The sequence below is a fragment of the Microtetraspora sp. NBRC 16547 genome, assembly GCF_030268965.1.
GTDB lineage: Bacteria > Actinomycetota > Actinomycetes > Streptosporangiales > Streptosporangiaceae > Microtetraspora.
The window spans coordinates 53,111-69,022 of sequence record NZ_BSSE01000023.1 but is presented as its reverse complement, the minus strand read 5'-3'; the positions used below and the strand labels follow the sequence as shown (position 1 = coordinate 69,022).

15 protein-coding genes and 1 tRNA gene are annotated in these 15,912 nt (G+C 70.5%); 14 read left to right on the top strand and 2 right to left on the bottom strand.

The window, feature by feature from the left end:
• The first annotated feature begins 147 nt into the window (after positions 1-147).
• Entirely contained in the window at positions 148-1,317 is a 1,170-nt protein-coding gene (locus tag QSK17_RS26680; RefSeq protein ID WP_285708081.1) for an amino acid deaminase/aldolase, read from the top strand.
• A 68-nt stretch (positions 1,318-1,385) separates the two neighbouring features.
• Here the strand turns inward: QSK17_RS26680 and QSK17_RS26675 are convergent, their stop codons facing one another.
• Positions 1,386-1,703 (bottom strand): DUF3618 domain-containing protein, encoded by a 318-nt coding sequence (locus tag QSK17_RS26675; RefSeq protein ID WP_285708080.1) that lies wholly within the window; start codon positions 1,701-1,703, stop codon positions 1,386-1,388.
• 167 nt (positions 1,704-1,870) lie between these two features.
• Between QSK17_RS26675 and bcp the strand changes: the two genes are divergently transcribed.
• The 8 genes from bcp (at position 1,871) to QSK17_RS26635 (ending at position 9,393) form a co-directional block, all read left to right on the top strand.
• A complete protein-coding gene (gene bcp / locus QSK17_RS26670; protein WP_285708079.1) occupies positions 1,871-2,338 on the top strand; it encodes a thioredoxin-dependent thiol peroxidase in 468 nt (155 codons plus the stop codon).
• 231 nt (positions 2,339-2,569) lie between these two features.
• Positions 2,570-3,952 (top strand): extracellular catalytic domain type 1 short-chain-length polyhydroxyalkanoate depolymerase, encoded by a 1,383-nt coding sequence (locus QSK17_RS26665; RefSeq protein WP_285708078.1) that lies wholly within the window; start codon positions 2,570-2,572, stop codon positions 3,950-3,952.
• Between the two features lie 353 nt (positions 3,953-4,305).
• Entirely contained in the window at positions 4,306-5,502 is a 1,197-nt protein-coding gene (locus QSK17_RS26660; protein WP_285708077.1) for a substrate-binding domain-containing protein, read from the top strand.
• A gap of 8 nt (positions 5,503-5,510) precedes the next feature.
• The gene (locus QSK17_RS26655; protein WP_285708075.1) at positions 5,511-6,287 is read left to right on the top strand and encodes an ABC transporter ATP-binding protein; all 777 of its coding nucleotides are present in this window, start codon (positions 5,511-5,513) and stop codon (positions 6,285-6,287) included.
• Positions 6,284-6,979, top strand: a complete 696-nt coding sequence (locus QSK17_RS26650) for an ABC transporter ATP-binding protein (RefSeq protein ID WP_285708074.1) — start codon at positions 6,284-6,286, stop codon at positions 6,977-6,979. The genes QSK17_RS26655 and QSK17_RS26650 overlap by 4 nt, the downstream gene beginning before the upstream one ends.
• A gap of 76 nt (positions 6,980-7,055) precedes the next feature.
• On the top strand, positions 7,056-7,922 hold the full coding sequence (locus QSK17_RS26645) for a branched-chain amino acid ABC transporter permease (protein WP_285708073.1): 867 nt from the start codon (positions 7,056-7,058) through the stop codon (positions 7,920-7,922).
• Positions 7,919-9,013: a branched-chain amino acid ABC transporter permease gene (locus tag QSK17_RS26640; RefSeq protein ID WP_285708072.1), complete on the top strand. Its 1,095-nt coding sequence runs from the start codon at positions 7,919-7,921 to the stop codon at positions 9,011-9,013. Before QSK17_RS26645 ends, QSK17_RS26640 begins: the two co-directional genes overlap by 4 nt.
• Before the next feature lie 307 nt (positions 9,014-9,320).
• Positions 9,321-9,393, top strand: a tRNA-Leu gene (locus QSK17_RS26635).
• A 101-nt stretch (positions 9,394-9,494) separates the two neighbouring features.
• On the opposite strand, the gene QSK17_RS26630 is transcribed toward QSK17_RS26635, so the two are convergent.
• Positions 9,495-10,313 carry a RodZ family helix-turn-helix domain-containing protein gene (locus QSK17_RS26630; protein ID WP_285708071.1) on the bottom strand — a complete coding sequence of 273 codons (819 nt, stop codon included), beginning with the start codon at positions 10,311-10,313 and terminating at the stop codon, positions 9,495-9,497.
• A gap of 159 nt (positions 10,314-10,472) precedes the next feature.
• Here QSK17_RS26630 and QSK17_RS26625 point away from each other — a divergent pair, with 159 nt between their 5' ends.
• The 5 genes from QSK17_RS26625 (at position 10,473) to QSK17_RS26605 (ending at position 15,845) form a co-directional block, all read left to right on the top strand.
• Positions 10,473-11,654: a sensor histidine kinase gene (locus QSK17_RS26625; RefSeq protein WP_285708070.1), complete on the top strand. Its 1,182-nt coding sequence runs from the start codon at positions 10,473-10,475 to the stop codon at positions 11,652-11,654.
• Positions 11,651-11,821, top strand: a complete 171-nt coding sequence (locus QSK17_RS26620; protein ID WP_285708069.1) for a hypothetical protein — start codon at positions 11,651-11,653, stop codon at positions 11,819-11,821. The genes QSK17_RS26625 and QSK17_RS26620 overlap by 4 nt, the downstream gene beginning before the upstream one ends.
• On the top strand, positions 11,818-12,483 hold the full coding sequence (locus QSK17_RS26615; protein WP_285708068.1) for a response regulator: 666 nt from the start codon (positions 11,818-11,820) through the stop codon (positions 12,481-12,483). Before QSK17_RS26620 ends, QSK17_RS26615 begins: the two co-directional genes overlap by 4 nt.
• A 116-nt stretch (positions 12,484-12,599) precedes the next feature.
• Complete coding sequence (locus tag QSK17_RS26610) at positions 12,600-13,343, top strand: ABC transporter ATP-binding protein (RefSeq protein ID WP_285708066.1); 744 nt, start codon at positions 12,600-12,602, stop codon at positions 13,341-13,343.
• 3 nt (positions 13,344-13,346) lie between these two features.
• Positions 13,347-15,845 carry an ABC transporter permease gene (locus tag QSK17_RS26605; RefSeq protein ID WP_285708065.1) on the top strand — a complete coding sequence of 833 codons (2,499 nt, stop codon included), beginning with the start codon at positions 13,347-13,349 and terminating at the stop codon, positions 15,843-15,845.
• Positions 15,846-15,912: the final 67 nt, after the last annotated feature.

Sequence of the window (15,912 nt, the reverse complement as noted above, 5' to 3'; positions counted from 1 at the left end):
GTGCCTATGGGTACACCGCAAAAGATCGGCGGGGGTCGCACACCACTCGTTCGACTCGATCTTGAAGGTGCGGCGCCGCAAAATTTGCCCCGCGATTAATATGAACACCACTCATATATTTCGCCCGAACGGTATTAAGCTGCCGATATGGACGACCGACAGCGCCTGGACCGGGCCACCGCACACCTGGAAGCGCCGTTCGCGGTGCTCGACCTCGAGGCGCTGCGGCTGAACGCCGAGAGCATGGCCCGCCGGGCCGGCGGCAAGCCGATCCGGGTGGCCAGCAAGTCGATCCGCAGCCGCGCGATCCTCGAACGCATCCTCGCGATGGACGGATTCTCCGGGATCATGGCGTTCACGCTCCCCGAGGCGCTCTGGCTGGTCTCCACCGGAATGCGGGACGTGTTGGTGGCCTACCCCACCACCGACCGCCAGGCCATCCGCGCGCTTGGCGCCGACCCGGTCGCGGCCCGGGAGATCACGGTGATGGTCGACTCTCCTGAGCACCTGGACCTGCTCCAGGAGCAGCCCCACCAGATCCGAGTATGTCTGGATATCGACGCGGCGTTCGTCGCGTTCGCCGGCAAGCTGCGGGCCGGGGCGCTGCGCTCCCCCTTGCGCGAGCCCGAGCAGGCCGCCGAGATCGCCGTCGAGATCGCCAAACGCCCCGGCCTCCGCCTCGCCGGGCTCATGTCGTACGAGGCGCAGATCGCCGGCGTCGGCGACAAGGTCCCCGGCCTGTACGGCAGGGCGGTCCGCTGGATGCAGGCGCGGTCATGCCGCGAGCTGATCATCCGGAGGGGCCGGATCGTGCAGGCCGTACGCCAGGTCGCCGACCTGGAGTTCGTGAACGGCGGCGGCACCGGCAGCATCGAGAAGACCGTCCGCGAGAAGGCGATCACCGAGGTGGCCGCGGGATCCGGCTTCTTCCACCCCAGGCTCTTCGACTTCTATCGCAACTTCGAGGGGCATCCGGCGGCGCTGTTCGCCCTGCCGGTGGTGCGCAAGCCCGCGCCGGGCATCGCGACCGTGCTCGGCGGCGGCTATCACGCCTCGGGGGCGCCCGGGCCGAGCCGGTTGCCGCAGCCGTACCTGCCCCCCGGCCTGCGGTACGACTCCAACGAGGGCGCGGGTGAGGTGCAGACCCCGCTGCTCGGCGACGCCGCCTCCGACCTGCGCATCGGCGACCGGGTGTGGTTCCGCCACGCCAAGGCGGGCGAGCTGTGCGAGCGCTTCGCGAGCCTTCACCTGATCGAGGGCGACCGGGTGGTCGAGGAGGTCCCCACCTACCGGGGCGAGGGGAAGACCTTCCTCTGACACACGGGCCTCTGACGCACGAGCCTCTGACGCACGAGCCTCTGACGCACTGGGCTTTGACGCACGGGCTACTTCTGCTTGCGGCGGCGCAGCAGGAGAACGGCGGCGCCGACGACGAGCGCGGCACCCACGATCATGAGAACGGGGCTGATGTCCCTGGGCGGGAACCCCTCCTCCCAGGTCTTGGCCTCGGGCCCGTACTCAGCCTCGCGGCGCGGCAGCCCGCCGCCCACCAGGCGTTCGGCGTTGGCCTTGACCTTCGCCATGCTCCGCTCGGCGACGCGCTTCGGGCTCACACGATCCGCTATGGCGTCGACCGTACGAGCCAGTTCCACCCGCGTACGCTCGATCTCCCGCTCCAGCGCGTCGGGATCGGTCTCCGCCATGGCGACCCCCTTCTGTGGTACTCGTGTCCGATCAAGTCTGCCAGCTCGCGTGGCCGCGTCGTGCGGCGGCCGACCCGGTAGGTTGATTAGCGCCTACCCTCATCCACGCGGGCCACCCTCGTGCCGCGAGAACCATGGGCCTTTCCGTCCGATACCAGGAGGACTTCATGAGCAGGCTCGAGCCCGGCGACGCCGCGCCGGACTTCACCCTTACCGACGCCGACGGGAACGACGTGTCGCTCGAGTCGTTCCGCGGCACGCGGGTCATCCTCTACTTCTACCCCGCGGCGATGACGCCCGGCTGCACCAAGCAGGCCTGTGACTTCCGCGACAACCTGAACTCCCTGGCCGGCCACGGCTTCGCCGTCCTCGGCGTGTCCAAGGACACGCCCGCCAAGCTCCAGAAGTTCCGCGAGCACGACGCCCTCACCTTCCCGTTGCTCTCCGACACGGGCCTCGACGTCCACAAGGCGTACGGCGCGTACGGCGAGAAGACCAACTACGGCAAGACGATCATGGGCGTCATCCGGTCCACCTTCGTCATCGACGCGGACGGCAAGATCGAGAAGGCTCTCTACAACGTGAAGGCCACCGGCCACGTCGCCCGCCTCCTGAAGGAGCTCGGCGTCTCCTGATCCGTCGCGGGCATGCCGTCGCGGGCATGCCGTCGCGGGCATGCCGTCGCGGGCATGCCGTCGTGGGCATGCCGTCGTGGGCGTGTTGTGTGGGCGTGTTGTGTGGGCGGCGCATACGTCGTGATCCCATATCCGGGCGGCCTCCGAACGTGGGACGCGCCACATATCACGAGGACAGGGCCGAAGGTACCGTCGCGGGCACATGTCGGGCCTGTGTACGAGGAGCCGCTCGTGACCCCACTCCCCGACGGCGGAGCCCCGCTGTCCTTCCCCCCGAAACGCCCGCGGAGCCGCCTCTCGCTCCACGTCCGAAGCCGCCTCTCGGGACGCCTGGCCCGTCGCCCGCGGGCCGTCCCCGGATCCGCCTCCGCCTTCGCCCTGCCTCCGGTCGCCGCCGTGGCCGTCGTGGTCGCCACGACCCTCGCGCTGCTCGCCGCCCTGCTCGCAGGGGCGCGCCCGGCCCGAGCGGCCGGCCTGGAGAAGGTCACCGGGTTCGGGTCCAACCCCGGCGGACTCACCATGTGGGTCTACCGCCCCGACGGCCTGCCGGACGGCGCTCCCGCCGTGGTGGCCCTGCACGGCTGCACGCAGACCGCGAACGACTACTTCACCAACTCCGGCTGGCGGAAGTTCGCCGACCTCCACCGCTTCGCGCTGATCCTCCCGGAGCGGGTCGACTCCACCGCCTTCCCGTCCAACTGCTTCCAGTGGTACCAGGAGGCCCACATCAAGCGGGGACAGGGCGCGGCGCTGTCGATCGCGCAGATGGTCGCCCACGCCACCGGCGCGTACCGTCTCGACGCCGGGCGGATCTCCATCACCGGCCTGTCCGCGGGCGGGGCGATGACGGCGGTCATGCTCGCGACCTACCCCGACCTGTTCCGGTCCGGTTCGATCGTGGCCGGCCTGCCGTACCGCTGCTCCCCGCCCGCCTCGTCGAGCACCTGCATGAGCGGGCCCGTCAACAAGACTCCGGCGCAGTGGGGCGACCTCGTCCGCGACGCGTACCCCGGCTACGCCGGGCCGCGCCCCAGAGTGGCCATCTGGCACGGGCAGGCCGACTACGTCGTCAACAAGGCCAACGGCACCGAGCTGCGCGACCAGTTCACCGCCGTGCTCGGCCTCGGGCAGACACCCTCGTCCACCGAGAGCCTTCCCGCCGGTACGACCCTGGAGCGGTACGGCGACGACGCGGTCCGGCTCTACGCGGTCGCCGGCATGGGACACGGCACCCCGGTGGATCCCGGCGGCGCGGCCGACCAGTGCGGCACGGCAGGCGCCTACTTCCTCGACACCATCTGCTCCGCGTACCACGACACCCGGTTCTTCGGGCTGGACGGCACGGTCACCCCCAGCCCTTCCCCCAGCTCCACGCCCAGCCCGACCTCCACGCCCACACCCACGCCCACGCCCACGCCCACGCCCACGCCGAGCCTGGTCTGCGTGACCGCGAGCAACTACGCGCACACGACCGCGGGCCGGGCCCACCAGTCCGGCGGATACACCTACGCCAACGGCTCCGGCGACGCCATGGGCCTGTGGAACGTCTTCGTCACCCACACCCTCCGTCAGACGGGGCCGAACCACTGGGTGCTCGCCGACGGCCGGTGCTGATCCTCTCGGCGCCCGCGGACCCGCCCACCCCGTACGCCTGAACCATCGCCGCGCCGCCACGTGGCGAACCGACACATCCCCACCCCATCAGGTATAGGCCGGGCACGCTGTCACGCCGGTTCCCGTACCAGCGGGCCGGTCCGCTGGTACGGGCCGCCACGGAGCGGATCCGGGGCTCGGCACGCGGCCACGGGATGGCGGGACCTAACACCACATTCCCGCCCGTTGTGGGGACAGGGCACATGGATCACCCATCGGGCTTTGCCTAGCCTTTCCGCCAATCCGGTCAGGTGCTTCGCCTGCACTTTCCCGATCTCCTCGATCTCCTCGATGCCAGTAGAAAAGAGTTGACCATGGGTCGAAACAGTCACCCGGTCCGGTTGCCCGCGGTTCTGACCGCCGCGACGGCCCTGCTCCTGGCCGCGGCGTGCGGCAGCCCCGGCGCCGCCGGTTCGGGGAGCGGCGGCGCGGAACCGATCAAGGTCGGTCTCGTCTACTCCAAGTCCGGCCCGCTGGCCTCGTACGGCAAGCAGTACATCGACGGCTTCCAGGCCGGGCTCGACTACGCCACGAACGGAAGCAAGAAGATCGGCGACCGGGCGGTCGAGGTCACCGAGGTGGACGACGCCGGAGACCCCGCCAAGGCGGTGTCGGCGGCGAAGGACCTGATCGGCAAGGGCTACAAGATCCTCGCCGGCTCCACCTCGTCCGGCGTCGCCACGCAGGTCGCGCCCATCGCCGAGCAGAACAAGGTGCTCTTCGTCTCCGGCCCGGCGGCCACCGACGCGGTCACCGGCGCGGGCACGTACACCTTCAGGTCCGGCCGCCAGACGTCCCAGGACATCAACACCGCCGCCGCCTTCATCGGCGACGTGCAGGGCAAGAAGGTCCTCGTCTTCGCCCAGGACAGCGCGTTCGGCCAGGCCAACGTGGCCGGTGTGCAGGCCGTGCTCGGCGCCAAGGGCGCGAAGGTCGAGCCGCTGCTCGTCCCGGCCAGCGCCACGGACTTCACCCCGTTCGCCACCCAGGCCAAGGAGGCCAAGGCCGACCTGCTGTTCGTCGCCTGGGCCGGCACGACCGCGCAGGCCATGTGGACCGCGCTCGGCCAGCAGGGCGTCTTCGAGGCGACCACGGTCGTGACCGGCCTGGACATCACCGCCACCTGGCCCGCGTACGGACCGGTCGCGGACAAGGTCAACTTCCTGTCCCACTACTTCGCCGGCGCGGCGGGCACGGACGTGGAGAAGGCCATGACGGAGCGCGTCACCAAGGCGGGCGGCACCGTGGACCTGTTCACCGGCGACGGTTTCACCGCCGCGCAGATGATCGTGCACGCCGCCGAGAAGGGCGACGACCCGGACGCGATGGTCAAGAGCCTCGCCGGGTGGAGCTTCGACGGCGTCAAGGGCGCGATGACCGTCCGGGCCGAGGACCACGCCCTGCTCCAGCCGATGTTCCAGGCCAAGCTGACCGGCGGTGCGACGCCCACGGCCGAGCTGGTCAAGAAGCTCGACGCCGACGTCGTCGCCCCCGCGGCCGCGCAGAAGTGACGAGCCCTGTGCACGGCTCTGTAACCGCCCCCGCCCGGCCGGTCCTGCGCGTACGCGGGCTGAGCTGGGCGGTCGGCGGGGCCCAGATCGTCTCCGACGTCGGCTTCGACGTGGCCGAGGGCGAGTTCGTCGCCGTCATCGGCCCCAACGGCGCGGGCAAGACCTCGCTGTTCAACCTGATCTCCGGGCTGACCCGGCCGACCGCGGGGACGATCGAGCTGGACGAGCTCGACATCACGCACGCGCCGCCGCACCGGCGGGCCCGGCGCGGGCTCGGCCGTACCTTCCAGTCCTCCAGCGTCTTCCCCGCGCTCACCGTCGCGGAGAACGTACGGCTGGCCGCCGCGGCGCACCGCGGCGCCTGCCTGCGGATCTGGCGCCGGGCCGAGTCCGACGACGCGGCGTGGCGCGCCACCGCGGAGGCCCTGGAACGCGTGGGGCTCGCCCACCGGGCCGCCGAGATCGCCGGCTCGTTGTCCCACGGCGACAAGCGCAAGCTGGAGATCGCCATCCTGCTGGCCACCGACCCCCGCCTCATCCTGCTGGACGAGCCCATGGCCGGGGTCGGCGTCGCGGACGTGCCCGCGCTGACCGAGGTCATCCGGGCCGTGCACCGGGAGGAGGGCCGCACGGTGCTGATGGTGGAGCACCACATGGACGTCCTGCTCGGCCTCGCCGACCGGGTCGCCGTCATGCACCACGGCAGCCTGCTCGCCCTGGACGCGCCGGACGAGGTCATGGCCAACCCCGTCGTGCAGGAGGCCTACCTCGGGGAGGCGCTGTGACGCCGCTGCTGGAGATCGCCGACCTGCACGTGCGGATCGGCAGCTCGCACATCCTCCAGGGAATCGGCTTCGCCGTCGCCCCCAAGGGGGTCACCGCCGTCCTCGGGCGCAACGGCGCGGGCAAGACCACCACGCTGAAGGCCGTGCTCGGCATCGTGCCGAAGACCGGGACCGTACGGCTGGACGGCGAGGAGATCAGCGGGCTGCCCACCCACGCGATCGTCCGGCGCGGCCTCGGCTACGCGCCCGAGGACCGCAACGTCTTCGCCGGCCTGGCCGTCACCGAGAACCTGCGGCTCGCCGAGCGTGGGCGCGGCCCCCACCGGTACGACCTGGTCTACGAGATGTTCCCCGAGCTGAGGCAGCGGGGCGCGCAGCGCGCGGGCACGCTGTCCGGCGGCCAGCAGCAGATGGTCGCGATCGGCCGCACGCTGCTCAACGACAACCGGATGCTGCTGGTGGACGAACCCACCAAGGGCCTCGCCCCGAAGATCGTCACCGAGGTGGCCGACGTGCTGGAACGCGCCGCCCGCGAGGTGCCCATCCTGCTCGTGGAGCAGAACCTCGCGCTGGTGCGCCGGATCGCCGACCACGTCGTGGTCATCGAGCAGGGGGCCGTGGTTCACACCGGGAAGGCCGACTCCCTGCTCTCCGACCCCGACCTCACCCGCGAACTCCTAGGGGTGGCATGAACGAGCGAAACGCGCGAATCGACAGGCACAGCGCATCTTGCGAATGCGGCTCCGAGCCGCCGGGCGAGGAGGCGGCATGAGCAACATCGTGCTCCTCGCGCTCACCGGCCTCGGTCTGGGCGCGCTCTACTTCCTCATCGCGTCCGGACTATCGCTGATCTTCGGCCTGGCCGACGTGCTGAATTTCGCCCACGGCCTGTTTCTCGCCGTCGGGGCGTACGGCACCTGGTGGTCGTCCACCCACCTGGGACTCGGCTTCGTCCCCGCCGTCGTGTTCGGCGTCCTCGCCGGCACGGCCACCGCCGTACTGGTCGAGATGCTGCTGATCCGGCCGCTCTACCGGCGGACGATCGAGCAGGTGCTGGTCACCGTCGGGCTCAGCCTCGCCGGGGTGGCGTTGCTGCAGGCCGCGTTCGGAGCCGACCCGTTGACGTTCCCCCGCCCGGAGTGGGCCACCGGGACCACCCGCATCCTGGGCGCGATCGTCCCCAACGACCGGTTCCTGCTGATCGGCGCGGCCGTGGTGGTGCTGGCCGCCATCCAGGTGTTCCTGCGCCGGACCCGCTTCGGCCTGATCGTCCGGGCCGGCGTCGAGGACCGGACCATGGTCACCGCGCTCGGCATCAACGTACGCACCGCCTTCACGCTGGTGTTCGCCATCGGCGGCGCGGCGGCGGCGCTCGCCGGAGCGTTGGCCGGGGTCTACTTCGGCAACGTGTCCCCCGGGCAGGGCACCTCCCTGCTCATCTTCGCCTTCATCGTCGTCGTCATCGGCGGCATGGGCTCGGTGACCGGCTCGGCGGTCGCCGCCGTGCTGGTCGGCCTCGTCCAGCAGTTCACCAGCTTCTACGCCGCCGCCGGCGTCGGGGAGGCCTCGGTCGTGCTCCTGCTCGCCGTGGTCCTGCTGGCCCGGCCGGGCGGTCTGGCAGGGAGGGCCGCGTGACCACGACAGCAGACGTCCCCGAAACCGTGACCGTGGACGACATCCGGCCGCGTCCGGCGTCGCCCCGCAGCCGGTGGCTGCGCCGGGGCGTGCCGCTCGCCGCCGTCGCCGTACTGGCCGTCCTGCCGTTCTCGACGGTGGACCTGCCCGCGCTGCTGCCCGGCCCGGTCAACAGCCCCGGATCGCTGCAGTTGCTCGCGATCTGCCTGGTCTTCGCCGGGCTCGCGGCCACCTACGACCTGCTCTTCGGCCGTACGGGGCTGCTGTCCTTCGGGCACGCGCTCTACGTGGCGCTGGGCAGCTACACCGTCAACATCGCCGTGACGAAGCTTGATCTCGCGCTCCCGGCCGCCCTGCTGCTCGCCGTACTCGTGGGCCTGATCGTGCCCGCGCTGCTCGGCGCCGTGGCGCTGCGGGTGAACGGCATCGCCTTCGCCATGGTGACCCTCGCCACCGCCCAGGTCGGCTCCATCGTGGTGATGAGCGACCCGGGCCGGCTCACCGGCGGCGAGGAGGGGCTGCCGCTCGCGCCGGGCGCGATCCCCGGCTTCCTCTCCGGTGTGGCCAACACGGCGAACCTGTACTGGCTCGCCCTCGGCTACCTGGTCGTCGTGCTGGCCGTGATCGCGTGGGTGGTCGAGTCGGAACCCGGCCGCGTCTGGCAGGCGATCCGCGAGAACGAACGCCGGGTGTCGGTGCTCGGCCTCCCGTCGTACCGCTTCCGGCTGCTGGCCTTCGTCATCGCGTCCTTCCTGGCGACGCTCGGCGGGGTGGTCCACCTGTTCCTGGTCGGCGGGTCGAGCCCGCAGATCACCACGTCGAACTTCACCCTCGCCTTCCTGGTCATGGTGGTGCTCGGCGGTACGGGAAGCCGGTGGGGCGCGATGCTCGGCGGCGTGCTGTACACCTATCTCGACCACCGGCTCGCCGCGCTCGGCACGTCCGACGCCGTGGCGGGTCTGCCCGAGGTGCTGCGCGCCCCGCTGTCCGAGCCGCTGTTCGTGCTCGGCGTGCTCTTCATCGTGATGGTGTACTTCCTGCCCGGCGGGCTGGCCAGCCTGACCACCCGCCTGCGCGGCTCATCCAAGTGACGAGGCCGTCGTTCTTTTCCGGTTTTCCCACACCGCCAAGAACGACGGCCTCCCCGCCTGCGCGTTCCCGTGGCTCGGTTTCGGCATCGCGGCCATCGTCCGATCTCGGTGATCCCGCGAAGGACGCTTCACGAAGCGGGAGTCCCTTACCAGCGTTCGCGCTGTAAGATAGGCGGCGCCTGGCCCGGTCGGCCGTTGATGCCGGCCATTAATCGGGTCCAGCTCGATAACAGAAAAGAGAATTTGCGTTTCCTCTGCCCGAACTGTCATTCACAGACAGATAATTTCGCAGGCAAAGGAAAACGAAGGGGCCGTAGTCCAACGGCAGAGACAGCGGCTTTAGGTGCCGTACAGCGTGGGTTCGAATCCCACCGGCCCCACATCTGAATCACCGGCGAAAACCGCCTCTTTTCGATGAGAGGCGGCTTTTGTGATTTTCGGCGCTGAGAGGGATCGGACAGCCTCCCACGGCGTGATCGAGTTACCAGGAGCCGCCCGAGCGGGGAAGCTCGCAACGGAAGCCGGTTTCGGTCCGCTTGCAGTACCGCGACAGCTGGTCCTGCAGCTCGCTCGGGCCCTGCCTCTGGCCGAAGGAGCGGTCCAGCGGGTTCCGGCCGTCTCCGTAGCCCCTCTCCAGGGTCGCGTCGTACACCTGGCCGCGGTCCCAGATCGCGGTGCCCACGGCGACGGCGCCACCTCCGATGATCGCGCCGATCAACCCGGCGACGATCAGCTGGCCGCCCCGTCCGCGCGCGAACGCGCCGAACCTGGCGGCGTGCGAAGGCAGCCGGCTCCCGTGGCCTGGAACGCCGACACCGGGCGCGGTCCTCCAGCCCGGAGCGGTCCAGCCGGGACCGCCGGGGCCGTACGCGTAATTGCCGGATCCCGGCGCGGACCCGAAGGCCGCGGATACGGTGGGGCCGACGCTTCCCGACGCGGGGCCGAAGGTCGGCGCCCCGAAACCATAGGCCGGCGGGGTGGGTCCGAAGTTTCCCGGACGCGGCCCGGGCGATCCGTCGGGCGATGCGAACGGCCTGGTCGGGGGCGTGGGCACCGGGTTGACCGTCGTCGGCCGCTCCGCGTCTGCTCCGCTCGCGGCGGGCGTGCCGGCTCCGGCCTCTCCTCCGGCCACTGGCTCGGCCGTCACGGGCTCGTCACCTGACTCCGCCTTGGCGCCCTCTGCCTGCGCGTCGGTCTCGACGGGCTTGGGTTCGGGCTCCTGACGACCCTCGGGTGCCGTGTCCTCTGGGCCGCGCGGCTCGTCCTCTGCACCGCGCGACCCGGCGTCGCGATCCGCCATCACACAGATCTCCCTTTACTCGCCCCCCCAAGGGCTCCGAAGAAGAGCATGCCGCACGATCCGTAAGAGTGGTGTAAGCGGTTGTGCGACCCGGGTCGTAGACAGGGATCCACCGGAGGGGGGAACCTCCCCACCTGGGGATTACTTATCGTTGGTGTCGTGTTCGGCAGACTGCGCGCCTGGAAGCGACGCCACTCCCTCCTTGTTGACACGCTCGCTCTCACGCCGCTCGTGCTGCTCAGCCTGCTCTCCTCCGTAGCCATGTCCGGCGTCCCGCGGGGGCCCGAGCTGTACGGAATCGGCCCCGTTGGGGCGCTCCTGCTCTCCGCGCTGCTCCTGACACCGCTGATCTGGCGGCGCAAGTACCCCCTCGCGGTGTTCGCGATCGTGGCCCTGGTGTGCTTCGTCCAGTGGCTGGCGCACATCGACATCCTGCCGAGCGACATGGCGGTCCTCGCGGCGATGTACACCGTGGCCGCGCGCCGTCCCCTGAAGTGGGCGATCGCGGCCTTCGTGGTCACCGAGTTAGGTCTGTTCCTCGCCTTCGTCCGCCAGGGTGACCAGGCGCTGACGGCCTGGCCCACGTCGTCCGTCTTCGTCGTGGCGATCTGGGTCACCGGCATCTACGTCAACATGCGGCAGAGGTACGTGGAGAGCCTCCTGGAGCGGGCGGAGCGCGCCGAACGCGAGACGGACCAGCAGGCCCGCATCGCGGCCGCCGCCGAGCGCACGCGCATCGCCCGCGAGCTGCACGACGTGGTCGCGCACAACGTCAGCGTGATGGTCGTCCAGGCGGACGGCGCCGGGTACGCCATCGACACCGACCCCGAGCAGGCCCGCCGTGCCGTACAGGCGGTGTCGTCGACCGGGCGGCAGGCGCTGGCGGAGATGCGGCGGCTGGTGGGGGTGCTGCGCGACGACCGGAACTCGGCCGGAGAGTACGCTCCGCAGCCGGGCCTGGACCAGCTCACCGATCTCGTCGAGCAGGTCCGCGCCTCGGGCCTTCCGGTGGAGTTCATCGTGTCGGGGAGCCCGCAGGACATCCGGGAGGGAGAGCAGCTGGTGATCTACCGGATCATCCAGGAGGCGCTGACGAACACGCTCAAGCACGGCGGGCCCGGTGTCCGCGCCAGCGTCCTGATGGAGTACGGCTCCCACGACGTCACGCTGACGGTGTCCGACGACGGCCGGGGCGCCTCCGCGGCACGGTCCGACGACGGGCACGGCCTGATCGGCATGCGGGAGCGGGTCTCCATGTACGGCGGCACGGTCAGCGCCGCGCCCCGGCCGGGTGGCGGCTTCCGCGTGACCGCTCGGCTCCCGATCGGCCAGACGGCGTGAGCGACGTGAGCGAGCCGCCGAACGACGTGAACGAGCCGCCGAACGACGTGAGTGACATGACCGCGCTGATCGGCGCGACCGCCGGGACGGCCCACCCCGGTCGTTCGCGGTGCCGCCAGAACGGCCGCGGGCGGGCCGTCCCGTGGAGAAGGAACGAGGAACTGTGATACGCGTGATGCTGGTCGACGACCAGGAGCTGGTACGGGCGGGTTTCCGGATGGTGCTCGGGGCACAGCCGGACATCGAGGTCGTCGCCGAGGCGGCGGACGGCGCGGCGGCGGTGGAGGCGCTGCGCGAGATCGAGGCCGACGTGGTCCTCATGGACGTGCGCATGCCGCGCATGGACGGCGTGGAGGCGACCCGGATCATCTGCGCGACGTCGCCGGAGGCGCGGGTGCTCATCCTCACGACGTTCGACCTGGACGAGTACGCCTTCGCCGCGATCAAGGCCGGGGCCTCCGGCTTCATGTTGAAGGACGTCCTCCCCACCGACCTGCTGAGCGCCATCCGATCGGTCCACGCCGGGGACGCGGTGGTCGCGCCGAGCACGACCCGCCGGCTGCTGGAGCGCTTCGCCGTCCACCTGCCCCACGAGGGGGACACTTCGCGTGACCTGGACGAGCTGACCGCGCGAGAACGTGAGGTGCTTCTCCACGTGGCGCAGGGTCTGTCGAACACGGAGATCGCCGCGCAGTTGCACCTCGCCGAGGCGACGGTGAAGACGCATCTCGGCCGGGTTCTCGCCAAACTGCGGCTCCGTGACCGGGCCCAGGCCGTCGTCTACGCGTACGAGACCGGGCTGGTCGTGCCGCACGGGGGACCCAGGTAGGAGCGGAAGTACATCAGAAGTCGCACATCGGGCGGCCGGGGATGGCCGGAGAGTGCAGATCAGGTCCCTTCCGCAAGCCGAGAGAAACGGCAGATCACGCCCATAGCGTTGTCGTCATGACGATGACTACGGACGTCCGGCAGGCCGTAACGGCACGTGGACTCACAAAGGTGTACGGCCAGGGCGACGCCGAAGTGCACGCTCTGCGCGGAATCGAGGTCGGGTTCGCCACGGGGGCGTTCACGGCGATCATGGGGCCGTCCGGCTCCGGCAAGTCGACATTGATGCACTGCCTGGCCGGGCTCGACACGGTCTCCGACGGAGAGATCTACATCGGCGACGTCGAGATCACGAGACTGAACGACAAGCAGCTCACGCTGCTGCGCCGGGAGCGCATCGGGTTCGTGTTCCAGGCCTTCAACTTGCTGCCGACCCTCACCGCGGAACAGAACATCAGGCTGCCTCTTGAGATCGCGGGCCGGCAGGCCGACCAGGTCCTCTTCGACCGTGTGATCGAGACCGTCGGGCTGGGGAACCGGCTGGGGCACCGGCCGAACCAACTCTCGGGTGGCCAGCAGCAGCGCGTCGCGGTGGCGCGCGCCTTGATCAGCAAGCCACAGGTGATCTTCGCGGACGAGCCGACGGGCAACCTCGACTCGCGCAGCGGCGCGGAGGTCCTGGCCTTCCTGCGCCGGTCGGTGCGGGAGCTCGGCCAGACGATCGTGATGGTGACCCACGACCCCGTCGCGGCGTCCTACGCCGACCGGGTGATCTTCCTGCGCGACGGGCTGCTGGTGAACGAGCTGCACCAGCCCACCGCGCAGACCGTACTCGACACGTTGCTGAAGCTGGAGGCCTGAGCCGTGTTCAAGACGACTCTGGCCGGGCTGCTGGCGCACAAGCTGCGCCTGCTGCTCACCTCGCTCGCGATCACGCTGGGCGTGGGGTTCATCGCCGGGACGTTCGTGCTGACGGACACCATCGACGCCGGGTTCGCGCAGAAGTTCACCGCGGACGCCGCGAAGCTTTCGGTCGCGGTCCTGCCCAAGGGGGGCGACAACCCGAAGGAGTCGCCCATCCTCTCCGCCGACGACCTCGCCAAGGTACGCCGGGTGGAGGGTGTGGCCGACGCGCAGGGCCTCGTGTACGGCACCGCCCCTCTCATCGGCAAGAACGGAAAGGTGGCGGGGAGCAGGCCGACGATGGGGATCTCCATCCCGGAAGGCTTGCTCAACCGCACGGTGATCACCCTGGGGTCGGGCCCCAAGACCGAGGCCGAGGCCGTCCTCGACGAGGCCACCGCGAAGACCCGCGGTTTCAAGGTCGGCGACACCATCACGGTGCTCGACTCCGCGAAGGCCAAGCACGAGTTCACGCTCGTGGGCCTGTTCGACGTCGGCGTGAACCAGGAACTGGCCTTCTCGGGGGCGGTCGGTTTCACCACGGACACCGCGCGGCGCATGACCGGGGAGAAGGGCTTCAGGGAGATCGACGTCCTCGCGGCCGACGGGGTCTCCAACGTCCACCTGCGCGATTCGATCGACGCCGCGTTCGGCTCGAACCACACGGTCAAGACGGGCAAGCAGTTCGCCGACGATCTGGCCGCGGCCAACAACATGAACACCGGCTTCATCACTGTGGCCCTCCTGCTGTTCGGCCTGGTCGCGATGTTCGTGGCGGCGCTCGTCATCTACAACACGTTCAACATCCTGGTCGCCCAGCGCACCAGGGAGATGGCGCTGCTGCGCTGCATCGGCGCGACGAGGAAGCAGGTCTTCGGCTCGATCGTGCTGGAGTCGGCCGTGGTCGGCGTGCTCTCCTCCGTGCTCGGCCTGCTCATCGGGCTCGGTCTCGGGGCGGGGGCGCTGGCGGTGCTCGGCGCGATGGACGCCCCCATCCCGACCGGGGTCGGCGTCTCCCTCGCCCCGCGTACGATCGCCGTGGGACTCGTCACGGGCATCGTCGTGACGGTCGCCGCGGCCCTGCTGCCCGCTCGGGCGGCGACCCGGGTGGCGCCCATCGCGGCGCTGCGGATGCAGGTGGAGGAGAACACCTTCCGCGCCGGCGTACTCCGGATGGTCTTCGCGGCGCTCTTCCTCCTCGCCGGCACGGCCGTCACGGCGCTCGGGGTGGCCAAGGACCCCGGTCAGGACGCCCTGATCGCCGTCATGGCGGGCGGCTCGATCTTCTTCCTCGGCGTGCTGATCGTGGCGCCGGTGATCGTCAAGCCGATGAGCGCGCTCGCCGGATGGCTGCCCGCGCGGCTCTTCGGAGTGCCGGGCAGGCTGGCCGTGGACAACTCCCGGCGCAACCCCAAGCGCGCCGCGACGACCACCGTCGCGCTCACCGTCGGTGTGACGTTGATGACGCTCATCTCCGTGATCACCACCACGACCCGCGTGACCGTTGGCCAGCAGCTCGACCAGCAGTTCCCGGTGGACTACATGATCGCCACGCAGGAGCACGACTCGACGGTCCCGCGCACCGTGGCCGAGGAGCTGCGCTCCAAGCCCGAGCTCGCGGCCGTGGTCGCGGTCCGCGAGACCCAGACCAGGATCAAGGGCCAGACGGTACGGATCGGCACGTTCACGATCGACCCGGCTTTCAAGGTCACCCCGACCACGGGGTCGATGAAGGACTTCGGCCCGGGCACCGCCGCGGTGACGAGCTACGTCGCCAAGGAGCTCGGCGTCGGGCTGGGCGACACCCTGAAGGCGGCCGGCAAGAACTACCGCGTCGTCGCCCTCCTCTCGGACCAGGCCTCCCCTGTGTACGGCGTGAGCCTGAGCGAGCGGGACTTCGAGGCGGCGTTCCCCAACACCCCGGACAAGCAGATCCTCGTCAACGCCAAGGACGGCGTGGCCGCCGACCAGTCGCGCAGGATCGTCGAAGCGGCGGCCGAGCCGTATCCCACCGTGCTGGTGGAGAGCACGCGCGAGGTCCGCGGCGAGTTCGACAAGGCGCTCGACATGATGACCATGATCATCACCGGCCTGCTGGGGCTGGCGGTCCTCATCTCCCTGCTGGGCATCGCCAACACCCTGTCGCTCTCGGTGCACGAGCGGACCCGGGAGTCGGCGCTGCTGCGCGCGCTCGGCCTCACCCGGCCCCAGCTCCGCCGGATGCTCTCGATCGAGGCGCTGGTGCTCGGCCTGATCGGAGCGCTCGTGGGCGTCGCCCTCGGTGTCGCGTTCGGCTGGGCGGCGACGCAGACCATGGTGAGCGACGTCATCTTCCGGGCCCCGGTCGGCCAGATCCTCGGCTTCGTCGCCCTGTCCGGGCTGGCGGGCGTGCTCGCCGCCGTTCTCCCCGGCCGGCGTGCCGCGAAGGCGTCGATCGTCGGCTCGCTGGCGAGCAGCTGACGAGCCGGCGGACGGCCTCAGACGGCTCATCCGAAAGCGGGAGACAGCCCGAAGCCACGGCCGTGGC